Source organism: Williamsia sp. Y844 (assembly GCF_056786475.1).
Window position 1 is genome coordinate 815,963 of sequence record NZ_JBXCJB010000002.1, and the last position, 25,085, is coordinate 841,047.

The 25,085-nt window shown below is 63.7% G+C and carries 19 protein-coding genes; 13 read left to right on the forward strand and 6 right to left on the reverse strand.

Annotated elements, in window-relative coordinates; all coding sequences use genetic code 11:
• The first annotated feature begins 14 nt into the window (after positions 1 to 14).
• From AC1TQG_RS16085 to AC1TQG_RS16100, 4 genes are all read left to right on the forward strand, one after another.
• Positions 15 to 1,562 (forward strand): HNH endonuclease signature motif containing protein, encoded by a 1,548-nt coding sequence (locus AC1TQG_RS16085; RefSeq protein ID WP_482138484.1) that lies wholly within the window; start codon positions 15 to 17, stop codon positions 1,560 to 1,562.
• Positions 1,563 to 1,684: 122 nt separating this feature from the next.
• Entirely contained in the window at positions 1,685 to 1,999 is a 315-nt protein-coding gene (locus AC1TQG_RS16090) for a hypothetical protein (protein ID WP_482138486.1), read from the forward strand.
• The gene (locus AC1TQG_RS16095) at positions 1,996 to 2,607 is read left to right on the forward strand and encodes a DUF3558 family protein (protein WP_482138488.1); all 612 of its coding nucleotides are present in this window, start codon (positions 1,996 to 1,998) and stop codon (positions 2,605 to 2,607) included. Before AC1TQG_RS16090 ends, AC1TQG_RS16095 begins: the two co-directional genes overlap by 4 nt.
• A gap of 109 nt (positions 2,608 to 2,716) precedes the next feature.
• Positions 2,717 to 3,994, forward strand: a complete 1,278-nt coding sequence (locus AC1TQG_RS16100) for a hypothetical protein (RefSeq protein ID WP_482138490.1) — start codon at positions 2,717 to 2,719, stop codon at positions 3,992 to 3,994.
• A gap of 39 nt (positions 3,995 to 4,033) precedes the next feature.
• Here AC1TQG_RS16100 and glpK read toward each other — a convergent pair whose 3' ends face one another.
• Complete coding sequence (glpK, locus tag AC1TQG_RS16105; protein WP_482138492.1) at positions 4,034 to 5,542, reverse strand: glycerol kinase GlpK; 1,509 nt, start codon at positions 5,540 to 5,542, stop codon at positions 4,034 to 4,036.
• A 142-nt stretch (positions 5,543 to 5,684) separates the two neighbouring features.
• On the opposite strand from glpK, the gene glpD reads away from it, so the two are divergent.
• A complete protein-coding gene (gene glpD, locus AC1TQG_RS16110; RefSeq protein WP_482138493.1) occupies positions 5,685 to 7,430 on the forward strand; it encodes a glycerol-3-phosphate dehydrogenase in 1,746 nt (581 codons plus the stop codon).
• Positions 7,431 to 7,455: 25 nt separating this feature from the next.
• Here the strand turns inward: glpD and AC1TQG_RS16115 are convergent, their stop codons facing one another.
• The 4 genes from AC1TQG_RS16115 to AC1TQG_RS16130 form a co-directional block, all read right to left on the reverse strand.
• Positions 7,456 to 7,863, reverse strand: a complete 408-nt coding sequence (locus AC1TQG_RS16115; RefSeq protein WP_482138495.1) for a Zn-ribbon domain-containing OB-fold protein — start codon at positions 7,861 to 7,863, stop codon at positions 7,456 to 7,458.
• A gap of 14 nt (positions 7,864 to 7,877) precedes the next feature.
• Positions 7,878 to 9,089 (reverse strand): thiolase family protein, encoded by a 1,212-nt coding sequence (locus AC1TQG_RS16120; RefSeq protein WP_482138497.1) that lies wholly within the window; start codon positions 9,087 to 9,089, stop codon positions 7,878 to 7,880.
• Between the two features lie 64 nt (positions 9,090 to 9,153).
• Positions 9,154 to 9,765, reverse strand: coding sequence for a TetR/AcrR family transcriptional regulator (locus tag AC1TQG_RS16125; protein ID WP_482138499.1), 612 nt, complete (start codon positions 9,763 to 9,765; stop codon positions 9,154 to 9,156).
• A 128-nt stretch (positions 9,766 to 9,893) separates the two neighbouring features.
• Complete coding sequence (locus tag AC1TQG_RS16130; protein ID WP_482138501.1) at positions 9,894 to 14,480, reverse strand: ATP-dependent helicase; 4,587 nt, start codon at positions 14,478 to 14,480, stop codon at positions 9,894 to 9,896.
• A 266-nt stretch (positions 14,481 to 14,746) separates the two neighbouring features.
• Here AC1TQG_RS16130 and AC1TQG_RS16135 point away from each other — a divergent pair, with 266 nt between their 5' ends.
• The 8 genes from AC1TQG_RS16135 to AC1TQG_RS16170 all read left to right on the forward strand — a co-directional run bounded on the left by AC1TQG_RS16135 (position 14,747) and on the right by AC1TQG_RS16170 (position 22,325).
• Positions 14,747 to 14,998: a CbtB domain-containing protein gene (locus AC1TQG_RS16135; RefSeq protein ID WP_482138503.1), complete on the forward strand. Its 252-nt coding sequence runs from the start codon at positions 14,747 to 14,749 to the stop codon at positions 14,996 to 14,998.
• A gap of 15 nt (positions 14,999 to 15,013) precedes the next feature.
• Positions 15,014 to 15,826 carry a CbtA family protein gene (locus AC1TQG_RS16140; RefSeq protein ID WP_482138504.1) on the forward strand — a complete coding sequence of 271 codons (813 nt, stop codon included), beginning with the start codon at positions 15,014 to 15,016 and terminating at the stop codon, positions 15,824 to 15,826.
• A gap of 38 nt (positions 15,827 to 15,864) precedes the next feature.
• The gene (locus tag AC1TQG_RS16145) at positions 15,865 to 16,347 is read left to right on the forward strand and encodes a histidine phosphatase family protein (protein ID WP_482138506.1); all 483 of its coding nucleotides are present in this window, start codon (positions 15,865 to 15,867) and stop codon (positions 16,345 to 16,347) included.
• A gap of 88 nt (positions 16,348 to 16,435) precedes the next feature.
• Complete coding sequence (locus AC1TQG_RS16150; RefSeq protein WP_482138508.1) at positions 16,436 to 17,671, forward strand: acyl-CoA dehydrogenase family protein; 1,236 nt, start codon at positions 16,436 to 16,438, stop codon at positions 17,669 to 17,671.
• Between the two features lie 238 nt (positions 17,672 to 17,909).
• A complete protein-coding gene (locus AC1TQG_RS16155; protein ID WP_482138785.1) occupies positions 17,910 to 18,437 on the forward strand; it encodes a TetR/AcrR family transcriptional regulator in 528 nt (175 codons plus the stop codon).
• Positions 18,434 to 19,972 (forward strand): flavin-containing monooxygenase, encoded by a 1,539-nt coding sequence (locus tag AC1TQG_RS16160; protein WP_482138510.1) that lies wholly within the window; start codon positions 18,434 to 18,436, stop codon positions 19,970 to 19,972. The genes AC1TQG_RS16155 and AC1TQG_RS16160 overlap by 4 nt, the downstream gene beginning before the upstream one ends.
• Positions 19,969 to 21,675 carry a GMC oxidoreductase gene (locus AC1TQG_RS16165; RefSeq protein ID WP_482138512.1) on the forward strand — a complete coding sequence of 569 codons (1,707 nt, stop codon included), beginning with the start codon at positions 19,969 to 19,971 and terminating at the stop codon, positions 21,673 to 21,675. The genes AC1TQG_RS16160 and AC1TQG_RS16165 overlap by 4 nt, the downstream gene beginning before the upstream one ends.
• A complete protein-coding gene (locus tag AC1TQG_RS16170) occupies positions 21,675 to 22,325 on the forward strand; it encodes a hypothetical protein (RefSeq protein WP_482138514.1) in 651 nt (216 codons plus the stop codon). Before AC1TQG_RS16165 ends, AC1TQG_RS16170 begins: the two co-directional genes overlap by 1 nt.
• 24 nt (positions 22,326 to 22,349) lie before the next feature.
• Here the strand turns inward: AC1TQG_RS16170 and AC1TQG_RS16175 are convergent, their stop codons facing one another.
• On the reverse strand, positions 22,350 to 25,082 hold the full coding sequence (locus AC1TQG_RS16175; protein WP_482138516.1) for a molybdopterin-dependent oxidoreductase: 2,733 nt from the start codon (positions 25,080 to 25,082) through the stop codon (positions 22,350 to 22,352).
• Positions 25,083 to 25,085 lie beyond the last annotated feature (3 nt).

Sequence of the window (25,085 nt, forward strand, 5' to 3'; positions counted from 1 at the left end):
ATGTCTTGGGGGGCATGATGACTGACGATTCCTCGATTGATCCTTCTTCGGTTCCGGTGTTGGTGCGCAAATACCTCGAGTTGGAGCTACTGGTTGCCGACATCGCGGACTGCGCTGATTCTGATATGGCTGATGCGGAAGTCAATGAGCTTGTGCGGGTGCATGAACGGATCGTCCGCAAGCTCGAGTTCACCGGGTTGCGGCACCTGCTGTGGGTCTCGAACCGGTCATCGTTCACCGATGCCGGATATTCGTCGCTGTTTGGTTTCACCCGTAGCGAGTTGCGGTTGACCAAAGGCCAAACCATGTCCAGGATCCGCGGTCTGGAAGCAGTCGGCCGATTCCATACGATGCAGGGTGAAGAGCTGGCACCGAAATGCCCTGCCGCCGAACATGCCTGGTCCCAAGGACTGATCGGCGCAGCACATATGGATGTGATGTTGGATGTGCGCAAACACATCCCGTCAGCGTCGGATTCGGCGGTGTATGACGTGGTTGATTATTGGATGACCGAAGAGGCCGTCGGCCAGGATCCGACTCAGTTGGCGGCGTCGGGCCGTCAGGTGCTGGCCCGGGTCGATCCCGATGGCCGGTTGACCGATGATTCGGATCGGGCCCGTAAACGTTCGGTGAGTTTGGGTAATCAGGGTGTGGACTTGATGGCCAAGATCTCGGGCACCCTGGATCCGGAAACGTTGGCGTTTTTCACGACGGTGATGGATGTCTGGGCCGCCCCGGGCATGAACAACCCGGCCGATCCGAACTCACCGTCCGGTGCCAGTGATGATCCGAAGCAGGATGCAGAGCTGGTGAAGGCTGCTGCCGAGCGTGATACTCGCTCGCAGGGCCAACAACGCCACGATGCACTCAAAGCGATTTTGAAAACGATTTTGGAGTGCAACCTTCTCGGCAAGTCCCATCGGGGGTTGCCGGCGCAGCTGATCATCACGATGACCAAACAACAACTCGACGATTGCGCGGGGATCGCCAAAACGGCCTCCGGAGTAGATATTCCGGTCAAAGAGGCCCTGCACCTGGCAGCGCGTTCCGACAAATACTTGGCGGTGTTCGCCGACCACAGCGCCGAGGTGCTGTACTTCGCCCGGGCCAAACGCACCGCCCAGAAGGGTCAGCGGTTGGCGTTGTTCGCCCGGGATCGAGGTTGCTCGCACCCGGGTTGCACCAATCCGGCGACCTGGGTGGAGATCCATCACCTGATCGCCTGGATTAATGGCGGTCTGACCGACATCGATCTGATGGGATCGGCGTGCCCGCCGCACCACAAGTTGGTGGGCGATGGTCCGGGTCAGTGGCAGACGATCATGATCACCGAAGGCCCTGACAAGGGCAGGGTCGGGTGGATACCACCGGCAAGAGTGGATCCGGAACGCAAACCGCGGGTCAACCGTGCCCAGCACGTCAACGAGACCTTCGCGGCGGCCTGGGAGAAGGTTCTGGCCGACCGCCGGGCGGTGTTGGCTGACAAGTTGGCGGAACGGACCGGCGGCGAACCTGAGGTCCAACCCGATCCCGAACCGGATAGCCCTGACCAGGGTGAATAGCTGAACGAGCACTGGGGCTCGCGGCATGGTGCTGGTCCAGATGTTGAGTTCAATGCTGGTTGGAACCGATCGCCAACGGCTAACGTCGTACCTCAGGCGGGAGATCTATGCGAGGAGGGGACATGGCCGACGAAGTGCAGTTCACTGATGAGCAGTGGGAAGCAGTAGCGATGGCTGCGGAGGTGTTCGCGGGCGTTCTGCAGGAGGAGCAAGCTGCACTGCGCCTTGTGCTGAGTTCAAATTGGGCTGGTGATTGCTCTGAGGGCGAAGGCACTCTGCAGAACCTGCGGGATTTGCTGCGGGGAGATTCGGGGTCGTTTGCGCAATCGATAATGTCTGAGGCTAATTACCTTAAAAATGTGGCCAGTCAGTGCAGGGCTTCCAAGTCAACTCTGATGGGGACTGATGATATACAAGCGGGAAATTTTCGCCAGTGAAAATCCGAATCATTCTTGTGGCTATGGCGATTGTCTGTTTTCCTGCCTGCGCGGTAAATGATGGTGCGGCGCAGCCGGTTAAGAATGGTACTGTCGCGCCAAATACTTCTAGAGTGACGGAACCTGCGCACCCTGCCCTACCGTTTGAAAATCAATTCCCGAATAGATGGAATCCGTCGAATGATGGGACTCCGTTCGAACCTTGTGTGGCATTTTCGGAAGAAGAGCTATTGAGGTTCGAGGTTGATCCTGCGGTGGTCGAAGATGCGGCACAGGTCGATGGGCAGGGCATTCGAGGGTGTATGTGGTTAATGCCGGATCTGTTTTCTATAGGTGTCGTTGTCACCGATGGAGAGTCCTTGGCCAAATATAAGTCGAGTATGCCTGAGATTGACTGGAAGTCGGACATCAACGTTAAAGGAAGAGTCGTTGGTCTGGCGGTACTGAATGATGATGAATCGGCCTGTATGACCTACGTCGAGTCGCAGGATTCAATCGTTGTGGTTGATGTCGGTATTGTTGGTGGGTCTGAGGTGCGATCCAAATACGATCCGTGTCGAATTGCTGTCGGCTTTATGACTTCTAATATCGATAAGATTCCTGATTGAACAGATTTGTTTCAGGTTATTGTAGTGCGGACACTGAATTTGCATTGCACTAGGCTGTTGCGTTGGGACCAGCGCTGGGGACGCGCAGTCAGCGAGATCGGGGGAGAATGTGGCGCCTAGATCGATTGATCCGACGGACTGGGTCAGCCATGCGCTCGATGAGATGCGTCGGGTGTGCGCGAGTATGCAGCCGAGCTCGGCGGAGGCCGATGCTGAGGCGATCAGGCTGATTGCGAGTCGAATTCAGGCAGCTGCGGCGGTCTATGAAGCGGCCCTTCCAAAGTTGTATCCGGAAGGCGAGTTCAGCGGTGAAACCGTCACTGGATCGCACCGCGCAACGGTTGCCGGTATCCGGCACACGGATAGCTCGGCGGCAGTCGGGCTCCAGATTGCGGACCAGATTTCAGCTATCGCGGGGATCCTCTCGCAAACTCAGGGCAACGTTGCGGACCTTGACACCACATTCGGCGATGGCGGCGGCAACAACAATATGGAGCGGGCGGTGCACCGCGCCCTGATCGCCAAGACGATGACGGATTCGTACAGCAACCCGGTCATCGGCGCGAACGGCTCACTGCCCGAATACGACGCCGCCCCACTACTGCAGCTTGGTGCGGGATTTGAACAAAACGTCGTCGAAGCCCTGGGCGGAGCTGGCTCCGGTAGCGGATCAGGAGACACCAGTCCGGCGTTGCTCGCGGGAGCCGGCACAAATGGCGCAAACGGCCCCGACGGGCCAGGCGGCCCGAGCGGGCCCAGCGCTGAGCAGTCCGCCTATGTGGGAGGCCAAGCCGAAGACACGCCCTTCACCCTCGGAAGTGGCGGCGACGCATCTGGCACAAGCGGAGGCGGATCCACACCGGGCCCGCTCAATGGCGCTTTTGGCGCACCGATAGCCGGTGGCGCGGGTGCGAGCGGCCTGACGTCGGCCGCAGCGTTGAACAGTGCCCGCGGTGGGGCGTCCGGTAGTGGCTCGGGAAGCGGTGGTTCGGGCGGAGGTCGCTCCGGCGGCGGGGCAGGTGGCGGCGTCGGAGGCGCTGGTTCGGAAGCGAGCCCGCTCGGACGTCGGATGCCCGCATCGCTGGTGACACCGACAACCGGCGCCAATCAATCGGCCGGGGCGACACCGTCAGCCGGCTCCCGGGGTGGAAGTCCTACAGGGTCGCCCGCTGGAGGCCGCGGAGCCGGGAAGGACAAGGATGGCGAACATCGCGCGCCGTCGTACCTGCACACCCGGGAAAATGGGGAAGAGATTGTCGGGCGCCTGCCGTTGGTGGGACCGCCCGTCCTCGGCGATTGGGCTCGTGTCCTGGACCTCGGCCCGGCCGGGGAGAACTCAGCGCCGGACGCGCTCGGTGGCAAAGACCCAGACGACAAGCAGCAATAGCGCACTTCGTTGCCGCTCGCTCTTTGTGGGCGCGCTCGCTCAGGCCAGGTCGTAGCTTCGTTCGACGGCGGTGTTCCATTCGGCGAAGCGCTCATCCCGATCATCGACGGGCATTGCGGGCTCCCAGGACTTGTCCTTTGCCCAGTTGTCGCGAATCTCTTGTTCGCTGTCCCAATAGCCCACCGCGAGCCCGGCCGCGTACGCGGCACCCAATGCTGTGGTTTCGTTGATAACCGGCCGGACCACCGGAACGCCGAGGATGTCGGCCTGAAACTGCATGAGCAGCTCATTGACGACCATGCCACCGTCCACCTTCAGGGTCGACAACGTGACACCCGAATCTGCTTGCATCGCCTCGATCACCTCCCGCGTCTGAAAAGCGGTGGCCTCCAACGCTGCTCGCGCGATATGGCCCTTGTTGACAAAGCGCGTCAGGCCAACGATCACGCCACGCGCATCGGGTCGCCAGCGCGGAGCGAACAAACCTGAAAAGGCCGGCACAAAATAGACGCCGCCGTTGTCATCGACGGTCTGAGCGACCTCTTCGATATCTCCTGCAGTGTTGATCAACCCAAGATTGTCTCGCAGCCACTGGATCAGGGATCCGGTCACCGCGATCGACCCCTCCAGAGCGTAGACGGGTTTGTTGTCGCCGATCTGGTAGCAGACAGTCGTCAGCAGTCCATGGTTGCTGTGCACCACTTCTTCGCCGGTGTTGAGCAGCAGGAAATTACCTGTGCCGTAGGTGTTCTTGGCTTCGCCGACCGACAGGCAGGCCTGCCCGAACGTGGCTGCCTGTTGATCGCCGAGGATGCCGGCGATGGGTACGTCGGCGAGCGGACCCCGCTCGCGGACATGGCAATACACCTCCGACGAACTGCGAATTTCGGGCAGCAGACTCATTGGGATACGCATCTCGTTGCAGATCTGCTCATCCCAGGCAAGTGTTTCGAGATCCATCAGCATGGTCCGAGAGGCGTTGGTGACATCGGTCAGATGCTGCCCACCGCTCGGGCCGCCGGTCATGTTCCAGATGAGCCAGGTATCCATTGTGCCGAAGCACAATTCGCCGGCCTCGGCGCGTTCTCGGACGCCATCGACGTTGTCCAGAATCCACCGGATCTTCGGCCCGGAGAAGTAGGTGGACAACGGGAGTCCGGTTCGCTGCTGATACCTGCCCGCGCCGTGGTCGCCGGCCAGTTCCTCGCACAGTGCAGCGGTGCGCGTGTCCTGCCACACGATGGCGTTGTAGACGGGCCGTCCCGTCGACCGATCCCAGACCACGGTGGTCTCACGCTGATTGGTGATCCCCAGCGCGACGATGTCGGCGGTCTCGAGATCTTCCGATGCCATCGCAGCGGCCACCACGCGGCGCGTATGCCGCCAGATCTCCACGGCATCGTGCTCGACCCACCCGGACTGCGGGAAGATCTGCCTGTGCTCGACTTGTTCCGAACTGACGACACGTCCGGAATGGTCGAAAATCATGCAACGCGTCGACGTTGTGCCCTGGTCGACCGCGGCTACGTACCCCGTGGTGTTGCTCACGTCCCCGAGTGTTCCATGAACTGCCCGTAGAGTCCGCTGTGTGGACCATCGACGTGTCACCGAAGCGGACTGGAGTGGCCGAATAGTTACCAGCGGGTAACCTTGGCACAAGAGTATCCGCCCAGCTGAATGGGAGATCGCGATGAGCGCAGCAGCTTTCGATCCGGATCGGCCTGCAGACCTCGGTCCCCGCTACCGGGAAAACGCCTGGCAGCGCCTCTCGACCGAACAGTTCGACGTTGTTGTCGTCGGCGGAGGCATCGTCGGGGCCGGAACTGCGCTCGACGCCGCAACCCGCGGTCTGCGGGTGGCTCTGGTCGAAGCCCGCGACATCGCATCGGGCACATCGAGTCGCTCATCGAAGATGTTCCACGGCGGATTGCGCTACCTCGAACAACTCGAGTTCGGTCTGGTCCGCGAAGCGCTGCACGAACGCGAACTCTCCCTGACGACCCTGGCGCCGCACCTCGTGAAACCCCTCCCGTTCCTCTACCCACTGACCCACCGGGGTTGGGAGCGCCCCTACGTTGCTGCGGGCCTATTTCTCTACGACTCGCTGGGCGGGTCCAAATCAGTTCCCGGACAACACCATGTGACGCGTTCGGGGGCGCTGCGTATTGCTCCGTCCCTGAAACGGAACTCGCTCACCGGCGGGATCACCTACTACGACACCGTGGTCGACGACGCCAGGCACACCTTGACCGTGGCGCGCTCTGCCGCCCACTATGGCGCGGTGATCCGGACGTCGACCCAGGTCACCGGCTTCCTTCGCGAAGCCGACCGAGTCAGTGGTGTCCGAGTCCGCGACACCGAGACCGGCGAGACCGCCGACATCCGCAGTCACTGCGTGATCAATGCGGCCGGGGTCTGGACCGACGAGATCCAGGCGTTGTCCAAGCAGCGCGGCCGCTTTCGGGTCAGGGCCTCCAAAGGTGTGCACATCGTCGTCCCGCGTGATCGCATCGTCAGTGAATCGGCCATCATTCTCCGGACGACCAAATCGGTGCTGTTCGTGATCCCGTGGGAAACCCACTGGATCATCGGCACCACCGACACCGACTGGAACCTCGATCTGGCCCATCCGGCCGCGACCGCCGCCGACATCGACTACATCCTCGAACGGGTCAACGAGGTGCTGGTGACCCCACTGACGCACGGTGACATCGAAGGCGTCTATGCCGGCCTCCGCCCACTCCTGGCCGGCGAAAGCGACGAGACGTCGAAACTCTCGCGCGAACATGCTGTTGCCGAGGTCGCGCCGGGTCTGGTTGCGATCGCAGGCGGCAAATACACCACCTACCGGGTGATGGCTTCTGACGCGGTGGACGCCATCACCGACTTCATCCCGGTCCGGGTGGCGCCGTCCATCACCGAGAAGGTGCCGCTGCTCGGAGCCGACGGCTATCACGCGCTGATCAATCAATGCGATCAGCTCGGACAACGACATGGGCTGCACCCGTACCGTATTCGGCGCCTGCTCAATCGCTACGGCTCGATGATCGAGGAGGTCTTGGACTACGCCAAGAAGGACGCAAGCCTGCTCGAACCGCTGACGGGCGCCCCGCAGTACCTGCGGGTCGAGGTTGTCTACGCCGTCGTCAGTGAAGCGGCTCTGCACCTCGAAGACATCCTCGCGCGTCGGACCCGGATCGCGATCGAGTACCCCGACCGCGGTGTGAATTGCGCAGCCGAGGTGGCGGATCTGGCTGCGCCACTGCTGGACTGGGATGCCGAGCAGACCGCGTTCGAGGTCGAGACCTACCTAGCCCGCGTTGTGGCCGAGGTTGCTTCGCAGCGTCAACCTGACGACGGATCTGCCGATGCCCTACGCGCGGCTGCTCCGGAATCGCGGGCCGAACTGCTTGAGCCGGTACCGGTTCCGGACTGACACCGTCAGAACCGCAGGCGCCGGGTCAGGCGGGCTCGTACCGCAGCAGCGTGACGTCGTCGTCGGGGTAGTCGAAGAACACCGGCTTGACCCGCATGCCCACCGTGATGTCTTCCGGTGCGACGTTGACCAACTCGGTGGACAGTCGGGGACCTTCGTCCCACTGCACCACGGCAACAAGCTGCGGCACCGAGTCGGCGAAATGCGGCGACACCGGCTTGCGCGCGATGGTGAATGTGTAGAGCGTCCCGAGGCCGGAGATCTCACGCCACTCGAGGTCGTCGGCGAGCGTGCCGGGCGCCAGGACACGCGGATAGAACACGTACTGCTGCAGCGACGGTGAATATTGGATGCGGATCTTGTGCTCTGCCAACGCATCCCAGAAGGGTGCGGTCACAGGCGTTTTCACCGGCATCGGTTTGGTGAACGTCATGAGGTGATCGCTTTCTAGTCGCCCTGGAGAACAAGTGTGGTCTGTTCGCCCATCACGCCACCGTTGCCGGAGACGAACGCGCGGTTGCAGTCGTCGACCTGTGCGGCCCCGGCCCGACCCATGATCTGGCGGGTGGCGTCGCACACGTGGTGCATACCGCCTGCCAGTCCGGCCTGCCCGAATCCGAGCTGGCCGCCCGCGGTGTTCAGGGGGAAGTCGCCGCGGAACGTCAGGTCATGCGAGTTGACGAACTCCATGCCCTTGCCCTTCTCGCAGAAACCCGCATCTTCCAGGCTCATCAACACCGTGATGGTGTAGCAGTCGTAGATGGAGACCATGTCCATGTCGCTGCGCTCGAGACCGCTCATCGTGAATGCGGAGTCGGCCGCCTGCGTGATCGGGGTCTGCAGCAGGTCTTCGGCATAGCTGGGCGTCTTGTAGGCGACGTGCTCGCCGAAACCCTTGATCCACACCGGACGATTCCTGCTCTTCTTCGCCAGTGCCGCCGAGGTGACCAGCACTGCGGCGCCACCAGAGCACGGCATCACGATTTCGAGGCGGCGGAGCGGGTCGGCGATCATCGGGCTGGCCAGCACATCGTCGATGGTCAGGGTCTTGTCGTAGAAGATCGCATCGGGGGTGTGGTTGGCGTTGACCCGTTGATCCACAACAATTTTCGCCAGCGCCCGCTCGTCGTATCCGTATACGGAGCGGTACAGCTGAGCGATCTGCCCATACGGACCGTTCTGCCCGAGATTGCCGAACGGGATGTCGAACTCGGCCTGCGGCGAGCCGTAGCGATTCGACGACGACCCGTACAGCAGGATGTCGGTGAGACTTTCCGGCAACGGCTTCTTCTCGTTGTACGGCACGCCGTAGTCGGCCGGAAGAACACACAGGACCGCTTGGCAGATACCGAGTTCCACCGCTGCGGCGGCGCGCCAGACCATCGCGGATGCCGATGCTCCACCGAGGTCGACGATCTCGGCAAAGTTGACCTTCGCGCCGAGATACTCGGCAATGGTGGACGGTACGAACATCTCGGACTCGAGCAGGGTCGAGGTGACGATCCCGTCGATCGCGATGCCGGTCAGGCCGGCGTCTTCGATGGCCGACGCCGACAGTGTCGCCCACTGTTCAAGCGTGAAGCGCGGGGTTCTGGTGGAAACCTTTTGCGGCGGCAACTCCGTATATCCGACAATTGCCGCATCGCCCTGAAAACCCATGGATGCTCCTGCGCGTGGAGAAAGTGGAAGAGATTGTCTTCCACCAACCTACTAGAACCCGAATCTAGTTTTCAAGCGTTGGCTCGGCCGGGCCGAACAGGAAGTCCATGAATCGGTTGCACAGCCGGTAGACGTCGTCCATCGTTCCGTCGTGGTAGATCGCCGAGGTGAGGGCGGTGTTGATGATCGACCACAACATGATCGCGGCGTCGGCGGCGGCGCCGGGGCCGAGCCGGGCGAAGTCGCCGGCCAGAGTCTGCTGGCAAACGGTGAAGAACTCGCCGAGCAGTGCTTTTGCGTTGGTATCCGAACTCGACTGCAGGATCACGTGGACTTTGAAGAAGTGCGGGCGCCGCTCGAACGACGAGATGACCGCGTTCATCTTGGCCCGGATCTGATGCTCCGACAGGTTGTCACCGGACCGCGCGTAAGCCGGCGCTGCCCAGTCCAACAGCACCGCCGCGTAGAGGTGTTCTTTGGACGAGAAATAGCGGTAGAGAGTGCCCAGCGCGACTCCGGCTTCCTGCGCCACGTCGCGGATCTGGATCTGCTCGTACTCCTGGGCCTTGAGTGCGGCGTTGGCGGCCTTGATGATGTTCAGCCGCCGGGCCTGCTGCCAGGCGGGCAGCTCCGAACTGAGCGTTGCCGCCGCAGTGGAAGGTGCCTGTTGCGCCATGGAAGAGTTCCTCTGTCTATGTGGGCCGCGACCCGGGTGAGCCATCCGGTGATAGCCGGGCTAGGTACACAGTAAATTGTGCCGACCGACCCTGTACGCCACAACCGGGAGGTTTCGGGTGATCCGGTTCAGCCGGTTCGCCGTAGCCGCAACCCTCGAGGCGTGGCCGCGAATCCGCTTTCGCGTAGATGTGGTGCGAGGTCACTCGTCTGAACGGGGTCGCCGTTGACTCGTTCGACGTGTAGCCGGTCGACCTGACCCCGGATCACCACCTTCGCCAGAGCAGCGGACGCCGCCTCCAGATGTGCGACGTTTTCGCTGAACGTCAGAACCGTCTTTCCGCCGCGCTCGACAAACAACACCAGGTGCCCGTCGACGAGAACCACCAGCGCGCCCGGCTTGCGGCCGGGCCGGTGTCCTTCGGTTTGTTTCGGCCATGCCAGCGCCGCGCCATACGGGTTGGCCGGGTCGGTGGCCGCGAGGGCCAGAGCACAGGTGCCGGTCGTCTCGACCTCGTCGCGGAGACGATCGACGGTGGTGGTCGCGGCGAACTGGGCACCACCGAGCCCGTCGATGTAATACCCGCGCCGGACCTTGCCGCTGTCCTCGAATCCACTGAGCGCCTTGTATACCCGCGAGAATCCGCCGGCGATGCCCTCGGTCATCACCGCACCCTTCGTCACCACGCCGTACCGATCGAGCAATGCCGAACACTGAGCGGCCACCGCTCGTGTCGGATCGGACGTGGGTTCGGGCAGGGCGAACCATCGCCCGGTCATCGACAGTGGCGCAGTGCGTGGGGTGCGGGCGAATCGGCTGCGTCCACGATGCGCCGGGGCACTGCGGGTGGCGCCCGATTTGCGACCGGGACCGAGCAGCGCCCGCACCGGACTGAAGGTGTCGTTGCTGATCCGTCCGGCCCAGGCCAGATCCCACAACGCGGTCTCCAGATCTGAGCCGAGCGGAGCCACGCCGCCGAGAGCGAGCGCATCGCTGAGTTGCCGAAAGAAGAAGGCGCCGCCGGAGGAGAGCTGTTCGAGTAGCCGGTGATGCAACTCGCTCATGTCGATCTCGACCGGGATGGGGAGACTGTCCTCGGCGACGTCCGCCGGATGCAGACTGATCCAGCCGTCGGATCCGGACAGCCTTCCGTGACCCGCCCAGAGCACCTCGCCACCGGCGGTCAATTCGTCGAGCATGTCGGGGCGATAGTCGGCCACCCGTGCGGGCAGGATCAGCGACTCCCACGCCGATGCCGGAATGGGCACTCCGGCAAGCTGATCGATCACCGCGGACACACCGTCGATGCCACGCAGCCGCGACCGTGCGGTGACGTGCTGCCAGCCCGTGACGAACCGGGCGTAGGTCTCGTGACTCACCGGCGCGATCTCCGCGCGGCTCGCGGCCAGAGAACCTCGGCGCAACACGGCGAGTACCTCGGTGTTGCACCACTGTTCGGCGCCGGTCACGGTTCCCGCAGGTTCGGGGCGGAAATCGCCCTCGACCACGCGTCGCTGTCCGGCCAAACGCACCAGGGTGTCGCGGACGACCGCTACGCCGACTCCGAGCGCTGCGGCGGCGTCGGACGCGACAAACGGGCCGTGGGTACGCGCGTAGCGGCCGACGATGTCGCCGAGCGGGTCGTCCACCGGTTCGAGGAAGGCCAGCGGAAGCCCCTGCGGTGGAGGGATTCCCAGTGCGTCTCGAAGGCGTCCGGCATCTTCGGCGGCCGCGTACAACTGCGCCGAGCCGCGCTGGATCGTGATGGCCCGGCCCGAGGCCACCAGTTCGTCGAGCAATGGCTGTGGATCGTCGCCGGTGTAGCGCAGACCCACATCGGCGGCGCTCAGTGGTCCGAGCCAGCGCAACAGATCGGCGATACCTTCGAGGTCGCGGGCCTGGCGATCGGGATGCAGGCGCTGCAGCTTGGCCTCGGTATCGGCGATCACCTTCGCGTCGAGCAACTCTCGCAGGTCGACCCGTCCCAGGAGCTGGGCCAACAATGCGGTGTCGAGGGACAGGGTGGCGGCGCGACGCTCGGCCAGCGGGGCGTCGTCCGCGTACATGAAGGCGCCCACATACCCGAACAGCAACGACGAAGCCATCGGAGACGGTGTCTGCGTTTCGATCTCGATGATCCGCAGGCGCCGCGTTGAGATCCGGGTGAGCAGATCGGTCAACGCGGGGAGGTCGTAGACGTCCTGGAGACATTCGCGAAACGCCTCGAGGATGATCGGGAACTGTGGGTACTTCCGGGCCACATCGAGTAGTTGCGCGCTGCGTTGGCGCTGCTGCCACAGCGGCGCCCGACGGCCTGGGTTGCGGCGCGGCAAAAGCAGTGCCCTGGCGGCACATTCGCGGAATCGGGAGGCGAACATGGCAGACCCGCCGAGTTGCTCGGTGACGATCTGCTCGATCTCGTCGGCCTCGAAACCGAACAGTGCTGCGCCGGGAGGCTGGTCGTCGGTGTCGGGTAGGCGGACGATGATGCCGTCGTCAGCTGCCGAGACCGCCCCGTCGATGCCATAGTCTTGCTCCAGACGCGCCGCGACCGCGCTTGCCCATGGCGCATGAACCCGTAAACCGAAGGGGGAGTGCAGGATCACCCGCCAGTCGCCGAGCTCGTCGCGGAATCTTTCGACCAGTAGGGTGCGGTCGGTGGGCAGATGGCCGGTGGCGGCCTGTTGCTCTGACACCAGCTGAGCGAGATTGTCGCGGGCAAAATCGTTGAGACCCAGCCGCTTCGCGTGCGACTCCAGCTTCTTGTTGTCGATCAGCTCGCCGACAAACCGGCCGATGGCCTCGCCCAACTCGGCTGGTCGGCCGATACTGTCGCCGTGCCAGAACGGCAATCGCCCGGCCTGCCCGAATGCCGGCGTGACCAGGACCCGGTCGTGGGTGATGTCCTCGATGCGCCAACTGGTGGCACCCAGGGCAAACACATCGCCGACCCGCGATTCGTAGACCATCTCCTCGTCGAGTTCGCCGACCCGCGTTTGCTTTTCGCCGACCATGTAGACGGCGAACATTCCGCGATCGGGGATCGCGCCACCCGAGGTGACGGCCAGGCGTTGCGCGCCGGGACGGCCGGTCAGCGTGCCCTGCGCCCGATCCCAGACGATCCGTGGCCGCAGTTCGGCGAACTCGTCGGACGGATAGCGCCCCGACAACAGGTCGAGGGTGGCGTCGAAAACGGGTCGCGCCAGCGTTGCGTACGGCGCGCTGCGGCGCACGAGTTGATACCAGTCGTCGACACCGATAGTGCCCGTGGCGCAGGCGGCGACGGTCTGCTGCGCGAGGATGTCGAGCGGATTGGCAGGGACCGTGAGTTCTTCGATGAGTCCGTCGGTCATCCGTTCGACGGCGACCGCGCACCGCAGTAGGTCGGCCCGATGTTTGGGAAACAGGACGCCCTGGCTGATCTCCCCGACCTGGTGGCCGGCCCGACCGATCCGCTGCAGGCCGCTCGCCACTGACGGCGGTGCTTCCACCTGGATGACCAGATCGACCGCCCCCATGTCGATGCCCAACTCGAGACTGCTGGTGGCGACAACACAGCGCAGGCGTCCGGCCTTGAGCTCTTCTTCGATCTGTCCGCGGACCTCTTTGCTGACCGAACCATGATGTGCGCGGGCGAGCAGGGGAGCGGCACCCTTGCTGGCGCCGCTGGCCATCACCTGTGCCGGGGCGCCGCCGGGCACCCGGGGATTCGGGCGCGATTCCGGGGCTTCGCCGATTCGGGTGGCGTGGACCTCATTGAGCCGGGCCGTCAACTGTTCGGCGAGCCGCCGCGAATTCGTGAAGACGATCGTGGCCCGGTTCTTCTCGATCAGATCGACGATGGAGCTCTCGACATACGGCCACAGTGACCCGGCAACCGGCGCCGATGCCTCGTCGTCGAACCCGTCGCTGCCCGCGATCACCGGAATGTTGGTCATGTCGGCGACGGGGACATCGACGGACAGGTCGAATGTTTTCTGCGCAGGCGGCTGCACCACCGTGCAGGGGCGGCTCCCGGACAGGAACTCGGCAACGCGCTGCGGGGGTCGCACGGTCGCCGACAATCCGATGCGCTGCGCGGGTTTGTCCAGGAGTGCATCGAGACGTTCCAGCGAGACGGCGAGGTGGGTGCCCCGTTTGGTCCCGGCAACCGCGTGAACCTCATCGATGATGACGGTCTCTACCGAGGTCAGCGTCTCGCGGGCCGACGATGTCAACATCAAGAAGAGCGACTCGGGTGTGGTGATGAGGATGTCCGGTGGCTTGCGCAGCAGTTGCCGACGTTGGGCGGGCGGCGTGTCACCGGAGCGGACGCCGACTGTGATCTCGGGGACGGGTTCGCCCAGATCCTGTGCCGCCCGGGTCAGCCCGATCAGCGGTGCACGCAGGTTGCGTTCGACGTCGATCGCCAGTGCTTTCAGAGGCGACACGTAGAGAACCCGGGTACCCGCGGGCTCGGCTCCCTCCGGGGTTGGGTGGGCGGCGAGCTGGTCGAGCGCCCATAGGAAGGCCGACAGCGTCTTTCCGGACCCGGTCGGTGCCACCACCAGTGTGTTCTGGCCGTCGGCGATCGAGTTCCAGGCACCCAGTTGGGCCGCGGTGGGTTCGGGAAACGCAGCGGCGAACCACGCCCGGGTGGGCGCGGTGAACCGGCCGAGGACCTGCTGGGTGTCGATGCCGGCAGACTTCGGCGGGGAGGGCTTGCGGGCGGCCATTGCTCCATGATCCACGAGTGGTCTGACAGTGACGCCGGGGATGGATCTGACAGGTCGTCTGCACTGTTCGCCTTGACCGGGCAAAACGCGCAGGTTTAGAGTCAGCCCAACGCTGTGTGGACGGGAAATCCGGTGTAAGTCCGGAACGGTCGCGCCACTGTGAGTTCAGGCGGAGTCACCAGGATCCGCCGGAACGAGTCAGAGCACCGACACCCAGCGAACATCCATCGAAAACGCGGGCGCGTCTACCCGCGAGAGGAGTTCAGTTGTCGAGTCCTGCAGTATCCGCAGCATTTTCAGGTGCACAATCAGGTTCTGGTGCCGGGCTTGCCGTCGCCGTACCTGATGTATCGGTGGTCAACACCGCGCTATGGCTGACGGCGACCACCTTCGTCGCGGCGCTGGCCTATTACTTCCTCGGGTACGACCAGGGTGCGGTGTCCGTGTTCGGCGCCGACACCCATGTGCACGAGTTCGTGCACGATGCACGCCATTTCCTCGGCTTCCCGTGCCACTGACGGGCGCCGACGAACATGGAAAAGAAATTCATAGGGGCCGGCCTGATCGCAGGGATCGTTGCCGGGTTGTTCTCCTTCGTGTTTGCCCGCATCTACATCGAACCGCTGGTGGACCGGGCCATCGCCTACGAGGGTGAGCGTTCGGACGCAGAGATCGCCATCGCAGGCGGTGTTCACGAACACGGCGAAGAGGTGGTCAGCCGCACCATCCAACAGAATCTGGGTGTTGGCGTCGGGACGGTTGCGTTCGGCCTGATCATGGGTGCATTTTTGGCTGTTGCGTTCACTGTCGCCTGGGCGTACCTCGGACGTCGCCATCCGCAGACCGACCCCCGTTCGGTGGCAGGTCTGCTGGCGCTATCCGGGTTCGTCGCGGCCTACCTGATCCCGTTCTGCGCATACCCGGCGAACCCTCCTGCGGTCGACCTGGAAGGCACCATCAACGGGCGAACCAGTTCGTTCCTCACGATCACAGTGCTGTCGGTGGCGTTCATGATCGCCGCGTGGGTTCTCGCGTTCTACCTGTCACCGAAGATCGGCGGACTGTACGCGGCGATTGTGTCGGGTGCGGCCTACCTGCTGGCTGCCGGGATCGTGATTCTGCTGTTGCCGAAGTACGACGAGATACCGGGCGAGCTTCTGGATGGCGACACCATCGTCATGTCGGGCTTCCCGGCAGACGCCTTCGGTGACTTCCGCTTCTACTCGGTCCTGAACCAGGTCATCCTCTGGACTGTCCTCGGGCTGGCGTTCGCGGTGATCTTGACCGTGATCGGCAAGCGTCAGGCACGTGCGGCTCAGGTTCCGGCATCTGCGAGCGTCGGCTGAAACTGCGATTGATCACCGCGGCCCGCACCGGTCCCAACGTGGCACTGAGATTTGGTGCCGATGAACCACTCGACAAACGCGGTCGCGCCGATTGTGCGCGGCTGCGTTTGCCGTATCCGGACCCGGTGCAGATTGCGCCGGAACGTGCGGCCGGCGAGACCGCTGCACTGATTGGCGCCATCGGCCCGGTTGAACCTCGGCTGGCGGCGATCGACCTCGGGGCGTGGCACACGCTTGTCCCCGAGCAGCTCGATCCGATCGAGCTCGGTACCTGGCTGGCGGACCCGGATTTCGCGTCGCACGGCGGCGAGAGCGTCGCCGCCTTTGTTGCGCGACTTGATGATTGGCTCACGAGCTGTGCCGAATCGGACCAGACCGCGGTGGTGACGAGTGGGACCGCGCAAGGGTTGGTGGCAGCTGCGCTTGGTTGCGACTTCTGGAGTGTCGAGGTTGCACCAGCCCACATCGTCAACCTGTCGCGACGCGACGCGCGGTGGCGGGTCCGGTTCGGGGGCCACTAGGTGGACCCGATACCTGAACCAGGCACAAGAACTGGAACTTGTTCTAGTGTTGGGTATCGAGTGGATACGCCAACGGTAGGGGATTTGAATGTTCGAGTGGTCCGAAGAAGACCTGATGGTGCGGGATGCGGTCCGGAGCTTTGTCGACAAGGAGATCCGTCCCCACGTCGATGAGCTCGAGACCGGAAATCTGCCGCCTTACGACATCATCCGGTTGATGCTCAAGTCGTTTGGCATCGATGCCATGGCGTCCGACGCACTCGAAAAGGATCTTGCGCACGAAGAGGCGGTGGCGCGTGGTGAGGCCGAGCCGAAGTCGGGGTCCGGCGGTGGAGGTATGACATCGATGGCGTCGATCTTGAACATCGAGTTGTCCGGGGTGAGCCTGGGCATCGTCGCGTCGATGGGGGTCAGCATGGGGCTGACGCCCTCGACCATCAGATCGCGGGGAACGCTGGCCCAGAAGAGGCGGTGGCTGCCCGATCTCGTCACCTTGAACAAGGTCGGGGCATGGGCGATCACGGAACCGGATTCGGGTTCGGATGCGTTGGGCGGCATGAAGACAACGGTTCGGCGCGACGGTGACAAGTACATCCTCAACGGGCAGAAGACGTTCATCACCAATGGTCCGTACGCCGACACGGTGGTGGTGTTCGCGAAGCTCGACGAGGGAGATCCCGATGTCGACCGGCGACACCGCAAGGTCCTCACTTTTGTGCTCGACAAGGGTATGGAGGGCTTCACGCAGGGCAAACCGTTCAAGAAGATGGGCATCATGTCGTCGCCGACCGGTGAGCTGTTCTTCGACAACGTCGTACTCGAAAAGGACCGCTTGCTCGGGGAGACCGAGGACACCGGAACGGGCAGCGGTGGCGAGGGTGCCAAGGCCGGCTTCGCCATGGAACGTGTGGGGATCGCGACGCTGTCGCTCGGAATCATCAATGAGTGTCAGCGGCTGTCGATCGATTACGCGAAACAGCGCACGTTGTGGGGCAAGCCCATTGCTGATCTGCAGTTGATCCAACTCAAGCTCGCCGAGATGGAGGTGGCCCGGTTCAATGTGCAGAACATGGTGTTCCACGCGCTCGAACGCTCGAAGGCGGGTAAGCCGCTCGATCTGGCCGAAGCGTCGGTGATGAAGCTCTATTCATCGAGGACCGCCACGGACGTCGCGATGGAAGCCGTGCAGCTGTTCGGCGGCAACGGCTACATGGCCGAATACCGAGTTGAGCAGCTGGCGCGCGACGCCAAGTCGCTGATGATCTACGCCGGCAGCAACGAAATCCAGATCACCCACGTCGCGAAGGGTGTGTTGGCCCGCTAGTCCCGCAAAAGCACACGGTCCAGTCAAAAGCACACGTTGCAACGTGTGCCTATGACTGGACCGTGTGCTTTTGTCAGAGAAATGCCCGGAACCAAACTTACAAACAGACTGGACTGTTTCTTACTTCTCGGCTACTGTCGCTCGTGTGGCGACAAACACATCAACGACCGATGACACAAACGGGTCCGCCGACCCGGATGTGACACCCAGTCGTACCCAGGCTCAGCGCACCGCGCAGATGCGGGCCAGGCTGCTCGATGCGGCGATCGGCTGCCTCATCGACAAGGGTTACGCCGGGACGAGCACCCAGGAGATATCCCGTCGCGCGGGGGTTTCCAGAGGCGCGCAGCTGCATCATTTTCCGACGAAAGAGTCGTTGGTGGTCGCGGCAGTCGAGCATTTGGTGGAGCAACGGCTCGCCGAGATGCTCGACGCCCATGTGGCGGACGACAAGGCCGGGGTCGAGCTGTTTCTCGATGCCTTCTCCGGGCCGCTGTTCTATGCCGCGCTCGAACTGTGGATCGCAGCGCGTACCGATCCGGTGCTGCACGCCGCGGTGCTGCCCCTCGAAGCGCGGGTGAACGAGGCCATTCAGGCAGGCAGTGCGGCGATTTTCGGTGATCGGATGTCACCGGAAGCCATCGAAATCAGCGTTGAACTGGCCAGGGGACTGGCGGTTTCGGCTCTCTTTCGCAACGACACAACCGACCGGGAGATGCGGCAGCGCCTCGTCCCGATATGGGAGGCAATGGTGACCCGCACATGAGTACTCAACCCTCACGCACAGTTCCGCAGGCAGCATTGCCTGCGCAGGTGCACACGCTGATCGTCGGAACCGGCTTTGCCGGGATGGCCGCGGCGCACAAGATCCTGACCGAAAAGACCTCATCCGACGTGGTGCTCATCGAACGTGCATCGGATGTGGGCGGAACCTGGCGCGACAACACCTATCCCGGTGCGGCGTGCGATGTTCCGAGCAACCTGTACTCGTTCTCCTTCGCGCCGAGTCCGGCATGGACACACAACTACGCCCGTCAGCCGGAGATCTTCGATTATCTCAAGACGGTGGCGGACCAGCACGGGATGCGCGAGCGGACCGTGTTCGACTGCGAGTTGCTCACCGCGCGATGGGATTCGGTGACCTCGCGGTGGGAGGTCGAGACCTCCCGCGGTGTTACCTCGGCCCAAGTGTTGGTCGCTGCGACGGGGACCCTGTCGAATCCGAGCTTTCCGGATGTCCCCGGGATCGAAGATTTCACCGGGACGATATTCCACAGCGCCACCTGGGATCATAGTTTCGACCCGGCAGGCAAGCGCATCGCGGTGGTCGGAACCGGTGCATCGGCCATCCAGTTCGTCCCCGAATTGGCTGATCCCGCAGAACATCTGACTGTCTTCCAGCGCACACCGGCATGGATCATCCCTCGGCTCGATCGTTCGATCGGCACACTGGAGCGCACGCTGTACAAGGTGTTGCCCCCGTCGCAGAAGCTTGCCAGGGGTGGCCTCTACGTTTACCGCGAGGGCTACGTCCTCGCGCTGGCGAAGTTCACGTTCCTGTTGCCGCTGTTCAAACTGCTCGCCAAGAGCCAGCTGCGCAGACAGGTCAAAGATCCGGTGTTGCGGAAAAAGCTGACGCCGAAGTTCACCATTGGTTGCAAGCGGATGCTGCTGAGCAACGATTGGCTTCGGACGCTCGCCCGACCCGATGTGAACCTCGTGGACACCGCAGTGGCGGCGATGACCGCGGATGGGGTTGTCGATGGGCACGGGGTGGAACACAAGGTCGACGCGGTGGTTTTCGGTACCGGCTTCACCGCGACAGAGCCGCCGGTGGCGCAGGTGTTGCACGGCGCTGACGGCCGCAGCCTTGCCGAATCGTGGAACGGCAGTCCCAGTGCCTATCGGGGGACGTCGGTGAACGGTTTCCCGAATCTGTTCCTGATGTATGGACCGAACACCAACCTCGGACACAGTTCGATCGTGTACATGCTGGAATCGCAGGCGAACTACATCAATTCGGCGATCGCGCAGATGACCGACCGCAAGTTGTCCAGCATCGACGTCAAGCGTGAGGCGCAAGAGGCCTACAACGCGGACATCGACGAGCAATTGACGGACACCGTCTGGAACGCAGGCGGATGCTCCAGTTGGTACTTCGATCGCAAGGGCCGCAACTCGGTCATGTGGCCGACGTTCACCTGGGAGTTCCGCAAGCTCCTGCGCACAACAAATCTCAGCGACTTCGAACTCGGCAGCGGTGCAGTGGTTCCGCAGCCACGAGAAAGTGAGCCTGCATGAACGACTATGACGTGGTGGTTGTCGGATCCGGTTTCGGTGGTTCGGTGGCCGCACTCCGTCTGGCCGAAAAAGGCTACAAGGTGGCGGTTCTCGAGGCCGGGCGCCGCTTCGAAGACGACGAGCTGCCGAAGACCAGTTGGCGATTGCGCAAGTACCTGTGGGCGCCGTGGATGGGTTGCTATGGCGTGCAGCGCATACACCTGTTGCCCGACGTCCTGGTGATGGCAGGGGCGGGGGTGGGCGGCGGATCGCTGAACTACGCCAACACGCTGTACCAGCCGCCGAAACGCTTCTTCGAAGACCCGCAGTGGGGCGACATCACCGACTGGTTCGACGAACTGGACCCCTACTACGACCAGGCCCGTCGGATGCTGGGTGTTGTCGACAACCCGAGTGTGACGGCCGCAGACAAGGTCATGCGCGAGGTGGCCGACGACATGGGCGTCGGCTCGACGTTCAGCACCACGCCGGTGGGTGTCCTGTTCGGCAACCCCGGTGAGCGGGTGGCAGATCCATTCTTTGGTGGGTCCGGCCCCGAGCGCACGGCCTGCACCGAATGCGGATCCTGCATGACCGGTTGCCGGGTGGGTGCCAAGAACACCCTGGTGAAGAACTACCTGCATCTGGCCGAGAAGGCGGGGGTGACGGTCCTGCCGCTGACCACGGTGCGCGCGGTTCGGCCGTCCGCCGACGGATACGAGATCGTCACCCGGCGCACAGGTGCCAAGCTGCGGCGTCGTGAGAAGAGCATCTTTGCCGGCCAGGTGGTGTTCGCCGCCGGAACCTACGGCACGCAGAAACTGCTGCTTGCGATGAAGGAGACCGGGGAACTGCCGCGTCTGTCAGAGCAACTGGGTTCGGTGGTGCGCACCAACTCCGAGGCGGTGTTGGCCGCGACCGCTCGCAACCGGGATATCGACTACACCAACGGTGTCGCCATCACGTCGTCCTTCCATCCGGACGACCACACGCATATCGAGCCGGTTCGATACGGCAAGGGCAGCAATGCCATCGGACTGTTGCAGACGGTGTTGTCCGATGGTGGCGGGCGAACACCTCGGATACTCAAGACGGCTGGTGTCGCACTGCGTCACCCCGGCGCGTTCGTTCGGAGCCTGTCGGTGCGGCACTGGTCGGAGAAGACGGTGATCGCACTGGTGATGCAGACCGATGACAACTCACTCGAACTGGCGTCCAAGCGCGGCATCTTCGGCCGGAAGCTGACCAGCCGGCCCGGCTCGGGAAACCCGCCGCCCGAATGGATTCCACAGGGACATACGGCGATCCGATTGCTCGCGGACAAGATCGACGGCGATCCGGGCGGATCGATGGCCGAAGTGGTCAACATCCCGATGACCGCTCACTTCCTGGGCGGTTGTGTCATCGGCGCGGATTCGAAGCAGGGTGTGGTCGACCCGTATCACCGTGTCTTCGGACATCCCGGGCTGCATGTGGTCGACGGATCGGCGGTGAGCGCCAATCTGGGTGTCAACCCGTCGCTGACCATCACCGCGCAGGCCGAACGTGCGATTGCGCTGTGGCCCAACAAGGGCGAGGTTGACCGTCGCCCCGGGGTCGGCGAAACATACGTGCGGCTGCCCCCCGTGCCACCCACCTCGCCGGTGGTTCCGGCAGATGCACGCGGCGCGTTACGGCTGCCCCTGTTCGTGACCGGTTCCGAGACAGTGAAGGGAGCCTGCTGATGTGGAGTGTGGTCGAATCCGAAGGTGCTCCGGAGCAACTGCCGATCAGCTCTCCGCCGCCGTGGCCGGCGTCGGTGCGGGCCACGCTCTGGTGGCACCGGGCAACCGATGAAGCCGTGGCCCTCGGTGGCCGAGAATCGACGATCAACATCACCGTCGGGATGGTCGTCGACTATCTGGACTCGCCGGTCGGACCGTATCGCGAGATCCTGGCCAGTCCGGTCCTTCGGCGGCCGGGCGGTGGGCTCGGGATGATGCCTCGGTTGTCGGTGCCGTTCATCGCCGTCGACTCGGCCGCCTCGGTTCACGGTGGTCGCTTCCACTGGCAGTTGCCAAAGGTGCTGGCCGACTTCACCGGCGACGTCCTCGAAGGTGCCGGTGTCTCGGGACGTGACTGGCTGGTGCAAACCCAGTCCGATGGGCGCGGGCCGTCGTTCCCGATCAAGGGCGCTCTCGGATTTGCCCAACCGGTTGACGGCGGCGTGGACATCGCGGCGACCAAGCTGACGGGACGGGCCCGCTACGCGAAGGTCGCTGTCCTTGCCGAGGGCCCGACCCTGTCCAGCTGGCTCAAGACCGGAACCCACCATGGCCTGCAGATCGTCTCCGGAACGATGGAAACCGGTACCGCTCGGACAATTTCGTCCTGACCCAACCACCTGCACCGGGTGAGGTCAGGGGGTGAGGGCTCGCCAGACCCTTGGCGGGTTCATCGGCAACTCGTGGATCCGGACGCCGATCGCGTTGCGGATGGCGCTTTCCAAGGCAGGCGCAACCGGGTTGTATGGCGCCTCGCTCATCGACTTCGCACCTAGTGGGCCGATGGTGTCGTAGGTGTCGGCGAAGTACACCTCGGTGCGGGGCACATCGGCCAGCGCCGGGATGTGATAGTTCCGCAGCACCTGCGTGATCACATGACCCTCGTCGATGATCATCTCCTCGTACAGCGCCGTGCCGATGGCCTGTGCCGCACCGCCTTCGATCTGTCCGCGACACTGCCCGGGGTTCATCACCACACCGGCGTCGGCGGCCTGCAGCGACTGCAGGATGCGGACCTCGCCGGTCGCGGTGTTGACCGCGACCCGGAAGGCATGCACGTTGTAGGCCACCGACCGCGGGCTGCCATTGTGGGTGCCTTCGCATTCGAGTGGTCCACCGGCGGCTGCGGCGATACCGGCAAGGTCGACGAAGGCTGCTCCGGCTTGTACGCCCTGGGGGCCCAGAACACATTCGGATTGATCTGCCCCGAGTTCGGTTGCCGCGATCTGGAGAATCTTCCGGCGGAGTTCGTCCGCGGCCAGGCTCAGCGCCTTGCCTGCGACGACCGTGCCTGCTGAGCCGAATGCGCCGGTGTCGTAACCAATGACGTCCGTGTCGGACTGGCGGATGACGATCTGGGTCGGCGCGCAGCCCAGTGCCGACGCGGCTATCTGGGTGAGAACGGTGGTGGTTCCGTTGCCGAACTCGGCGGTACCCACAGCCGCCACGAAAACACCGTCAGGGGTCAGTGTCATCCTGGCATCGGCATAGTGGCCGCGCGGCGGATTCGTCGCGATCATCGTGGAGGCCATGCCTTCACCTACCCGCCAATGCGGCTGGTCGGCAAGCGCTTCGCCGTTGCGCGTGGGATCGGTGCGAGCCGACTGCAGTGCCTGCTGAGCCAGATCCAGGCACTGGTCGAGGCCGTAGCTGCCGAACTCGAGGTCGTCGTCTTCGACTTCCCAGGTCACAAACGGATCACCCGGGACGGTGGTGTTGATCCGGCGCATCTCGAACGGATCGATGCCGAGCTGCGCGGCCAATTCGTCGATCGCACCCTCGATCCCGAACGCGACCTGGCCGAGTCCGTAGCCGCGGAATGCTCCCGACGGAATGTTGTTGGTGTACACCGCACGTGCGTCGACGTGCTTGTTCGCGCACCGATACAGGGCGACGGATTCACTACATGAATGAAACAACACGGGGCCGCTGTGATTGCCGTACGCGCCGGCATCTGACAGCACCGAGACCGAGAGTGCGGTGAGTACACCGTCGGCGCCGGCAGCCGCGGTCACGTCGACGCGCATCGGGTGACGGCACGTCGCGATGGTGAACTGATCGGTCCGGGTGAACTCGTAGACCGCCGGGCGGCCGGTCTTGATCATCGCCAGCACCACGAGGTCCTCGGTCAGGAGTTCCTGCTTACCTCCGAAGCCGCCACCGACCCGAGACGTGTAGACCCGGACGTCGTCGACGGACAGGCCGAAGATGTGGCACAGCCCGTCGCGGGTCAGGAACGGGACCTGCGTGCTCGAACGAATGACGAAGCGGCCGTCATCATCCCGCCAACCGACGGCGCCGTGGGTCTCGAGATGTGTGTGCTGGATCCGCGCGGTCTGCCAGCGTCCGGAGACCACGGTTCCGCCGGCGGCCCGGGCCGCTTCGATACCGGCCTCCACATCGCCTGTGGTGCCCCCGAATTCGACAACGAGGTTGCGCTGCGGATCAGCGATGCGGGCATCGGTGCTCTTGTCGCCGTGGACCAAGGGCGTGCCGGGTTCGGTGGCAAGAGCCGGATCGAAGTTGGCGGGCAGCACTTCGTATTCGACGGCGATCAGCTCTCCGGCCCGGCGGGCGATGGTCATCGAATCGGCGACAACGGCGGCGACCCGCTGCCCCACGAAACGAAGGGTCGTGTCGAAAACGTAGGTGTCGTCGGGGTTGTCGAGACGATTCTCGTGGCGGGCCGTCGAAAAGGGCACTCCGGGATCGTCCCGGTGCGTCAATACCGCGCGCACTCCGGGCAACTGCTGCGCCGCGGTGGTGTCGATCGACACGATCCGGGCATGCGGATGCGGGCTACCGACGACGGCGATGTGTCCGAGATCGCTGGGAAGCCGGTCCATCGTGTACGGCTCGGTGCCGGTGACGATGCGCGCCGCGGCCGGTGCCGGGATCGACCGTCCCACCGAGGGCCCCGGATCGCCTGCGGAGACTTTCTCAACCCCCACGACTCCGTTGATGGCATCGCAGATGGAACGATAGCCGGTGCAGCGGCACAGGTTTCCCTTCAGGCTCTGCGGAAGATCGTCTCGCTGAGCCTGGTCGAGCGCGCTGACGGTGACCACCATCCCGGCAGTGCAGAAGCCACACTGGAAGCCGGCCGCGTCGACAAATCGCTGCTGCAGCGGATGCAGGTTGTCGGGGGTGCCGAGCCCGGCTACGGTGGTGATCTCGGCATCGGCCACCCGGAACGCGGGGATCAGGCACGAATGATGCGGCTCACCGTCGATCAGAACCGAACAGGCACCACAGTCGCCGGCGTCGCAACCCTTTTTGACACTGTCCTCACCCTGGTCGCGAATGAACGTGCGCAGGCACTGACCGGGTGCAGGGCGGCCATCGACAGGTTTCCCGTTGATCTTCATATG